We start from the raw sequence: 2,697 nt of genomic DNA on the forward strand, positions 1-2,697 counted from the left end.
ATAATGTGGGTGCATAGCTCAGCTGGATAGAGCAACGCCCTTCTAAGGCGTGTGTCCGGGGTTCGAATCCCTGTGCGCTCACCACTTCATAGGGGATTCGCCAAGTCGGTAAGGCATAGCACTTTGACTGCTACATGCGTAGGTTCGAGTCCTGCATCCCCTGCCAAATTAAAAATGACCCATTAGCTCAGTCGGTAGAGCACCTGACTTTTAATCAGGGTGTCCCGCGTTCGAGTCGCGGATGGGTCACCAATACGGAGAGGTGTCCGAGTGGTTTAAGGAGCTGGTCTTGAAAACCAGTGATGCTTAACGGCACCGTGGGTTCGAATCCCACCCTCTCCGCCAAATGCCCAGATAGCTCAGTCGGTAGAGCAGGGGACTGAAAATCCCCGTGTCGGTGGTTCGATTCCGCCTCTGGGCACCATTAATTCGTGGCGGTATAGCTTAGTTGGCTAGAGCGTTCGGTTCATACCCGAAAGGTCACAGGTTCGACTCCTGTTACCGCTACCACTTAATTAATGTGGGCCATTAGCTCAGTTGGTTAGAGCGCCCGGCTCATAACCGGTAGGTCTGGGGTTCGAGTCCCTGATGGCCCACCACATTAATTACAAAGTAATACCGAGGTGTAGCGCAGTTTGGTAGCGCACATGGTTTGGGACCATGGGGCCGGGGGTTCGAGTCCCTTCACCTCGACCAATATAGATATGGTGGGTATAGCTCAGTTGGTTAGAGCGCCAGATTGTGGCTCTGGAGGCCGTGAGTTCGAATCTCATTATCCACCCCATGTAAAATGACCCATTAGCTCAGTCGGTAGAGCACCTGACTTTTAATCAGGGTGTCCCGCGTTCGAGTCGCGGATGGGTCACCATTTATATTACGGCGACATAGCCAAGTGGTAAGGCAGTGGACTGCAACTCCTTGATCCCCAGTTCGAATCTGGGTGTCGCCTCCAAAATTGCGCCTATAGCTCAACTGGATAGAGTGTCTGACTACGAATCAGAAGGTTAGGGGTTCGAGTCCCTTTGGGCGCACCATATCCGGGATTATAGCTCAGCTGGGAGAGCACCTGCCTTACAAGCAGGGGGTCACAGGTTCGAGCCCTGTTAATCCCACCAGTGTAACCTCTAGTGATTTTCACTAGAGGTTTTTATGTGTAAAAAATAATACTAAGAATGTATACTATCTTGATAAAGGAATTAAATTTACATATAATGGTATATAGATTTTAGAATATGTCAAAATTCTTAATAAAATATGATTTAGGGAGGATGACTATGTCTAAAATAAAAAACATTAATAAAAATAAAGAAAAGCAAAAACTAATAAAGGAGATAAAAAGAGCTCAGTTGGATGTTGAAACAGCAGAACATTTTTTTCAACTAGTTACAGATCCAGAGTTAGTGGATGTTGCTATATATGAATTAGAGGCAAAAAAATCAAGATATAGATATTTAATAAAGATTGCTAAGGAAAGAGGAATAAAGAAGACATTGCAAGAGTCTTTAGTAGAATCAATAGCAAAATAATTCTAAGGAGATGATTAGATCATGTACGTAGTTTTTGGGGATGAAATAGTAGATAGCGAAGAACTAAAAGAGACTATACAAGAAAATAGTGACTTTATAGTAGAAAAAGATTTAACTAAAGGAACAAAAAGAGAAGATACATTAGCTTACCAAATAAGTATAGATATAGACAATTTAAATGAAATAATAAAAGAAGACTATGATTTAGAAGAAATAGATAGTGAAGATTTATTTGATGAATATATAACATTAGCAGATGAATTAGCTATGGAACTAGAAGAAATAATGCCAGAAGATGCTGTTATGAATGCTAGGGCTTATAAATGGGATAATACAGATGATGCCATAAAAGTAGTTATAGCGATAGGACATGCAGAACTAGGTGAATTAAAAGTATCTGATGTTGCGAGAAGATTATTATCACAAGTTGATTAATAAAAAAGAAAGGGTATTAATATTACTTAATATCCTTTCTTTTTTATAATAAGTAATTTAATTATACTTAATAAAGTTATATTAAGTATAATATAGAAGATAAAAGATTTTTGTGAATAGGTTAATTATAAGCAGATGATTATATGCCTTTGGATATAATTTTCATTCATCTTAATAATAATATTTAAATATATATAGTTTATCAAATTTATAAGCATATAGTTGTATTAATTTAAATAAAATTGCATAGCTAATTTTTTTTAAGTTAATAATAAAATAATGAATAAATATACTCTATCTTACACATAATATAATTGTTGAAAAGCACATTATAAATAAAAAATAATTTTTTTCAAAAAAGTATTGACGATATAAAAATAAGATGATATAGTATTACTTGTCCTTAAGAAAAGGGCAAAACGAAAATGAACTTTGAAAATTAAACAGTAGGTTAATTTATATAACTGATTCTTAAAAGAATCGAAAACAAACCAAGCCAGATATTCAGATAATGATAGTCTGAGCAGGTAACAACTTTTATTTGAGAGTTTGATCCTGGCTCAGGATGAACGCTGGCGGCGTGCCTAACACATGCAAGTCGAGCGATTTACTTCGGTAAAGAGCGGCGGACGGGTGAGTAACGCGTGGGTAACCTGCCCTGTACACACGGATAACATACCGAAAGGTATGCTAATACGAGATAACATGAGAAAGTCGCATGGCTTTCTTATCAAAG

At 38.0% G+C, this 2,697-nt stretch carries 2 protein-coding genes, 13 tRNA genes and 1 rRNA gene; all 16 read left to right on the top strand.

The features are described from left to right. Positions 1-7 precede the first annotated feature (7 nt). Positions 8-84, top strand: a tRNA-Arg gene (locus tag I4U66_RS14470). A gap of 6 nt (positions 85-90) precedes the next feature. Further along, a tRNA-Gln gene (locus I4U66_RS14475) sits at positions 91-166 on the top strand. A gap of 10 nt (positions 167-176) precedes the next feature. After that, positions 177-252, top strand: a tRNA-Lys gene (locus I4U66_RS14480). Between the two features lie 4 nt (positions 253-256). Continuing rightward, positions 257-345, top strand: a tRNA-Ser gene (locus tag I4U66_RS14485). Positions 346-348: 3 nt separating this feature from the next. After that, positions 349-424 (top strand) — tRNA-Phe (locus tag I4U66_RS14490). A gap of 9 nt (positions 425-433) precedes the next feature. Further along, positions 434-510: transfer RNA gene (locus tag I4U66_RS14495), tRNA-Met, on the top strand. 12 nt (positions 511-522) lie between these two features. Then, a tRNA-Ile gene (locus tag I4U66_RS14500) sits at positions 523-599 on the top strand. A 20-nt stretch (positions 600-619) separates the two neighbouring features. Beyond that, a tRNA-Pro gene (locus I4U66_RS14505) sits at positions 620-696 on the top strand. A gap of 11 nt (positions 697-707) precedes the next feature. Beyond that, a tRNA-His gene (locus tag I4U66_RS14510) sits at positions 708-784 on the top strand. Between the two features lie 8 nt (positions 785-792). Next, positions 793-868: transfer RNA gene (locus I4U66_RS14515), tRNA-Lys, on the top strand. A gap of 10 nt (positions 869-878) precedes the next feature. Continuing rightward, positions 879-952, top strand: a tRNA-Cys gene (locus tag I4U66_RS14520). A 5-nt stretch (positions 953-957) separates the two neighbouring features. Continuing rightward, positions 958-1,034 (top strand) — tRNA-Arg (locus I4U66_RS14525). Between the two features lie 5 nt (positions 1,035-1,039). Next, positions 1,040-1,115 (top strand) — tRNA-Val (locus tag I4U66_RS14530). A gap of 159 nt (positions 1,116-1,274) precedes the next feature. Beyond that, the gene (locus I4U66_RS14535) at positions 1,275-1,526 is read left to right on the top strand and encodes a DUF2508 family protein (protein ID WP_166506174.1); all 252 of its coding nucleotides are present in this window, start codon (positions 1,275-1,277) and stop codon (positions 1,524-1,526) included. Between the two features lie 21 nt (positions 1,527-1,547). Beyond that, positions 1,548-1,961: a hypothetical protein gene (locus tag I4U66_RS14540; RefSeq protein WP_092921872.1), complete on the top strand. Its 414-nt coding sequence runs from the start codon at positions 1,548-1,550 to the stop codon at positions 1,959-1,961. 537 nt (positions 1,962-2,498) lie between these two features. Then, positions 2,499-2,697: ribosomal RNA gene (locus I4U66_RS14545) — 16S ribosomal RNA — on the top strand; the annotation flags it as partial.

Origin of the sequence: Romboutsia sp. D33t1_170424_H2 (genome assembly GCF_015669105.1) — a bacterium.
Classification (GTDB): domain Bacteria; phylum Bacillota; class Clostridia; order Peptostreptococcales; family Peptostreptococcaceae; genus Romboutsia_C; species Romboutsia_C hominis.

Coding starts and splice junctions, on each gene's coding strand:
- I4U66_RS14535 (WP_166506174.1), top strand. CDS start 1,275: ATGTCTAAAATAAAAAACATTAATAAAAATAAAGAAAAGCAAAAACTA.
- I4U66_RS14540 (WP_092921872.1), top strand. CDS start 1,548: ATGTACGTAGTTTTTGGGGATGAAATAGTAGATAGCGAAGAACTAAAA.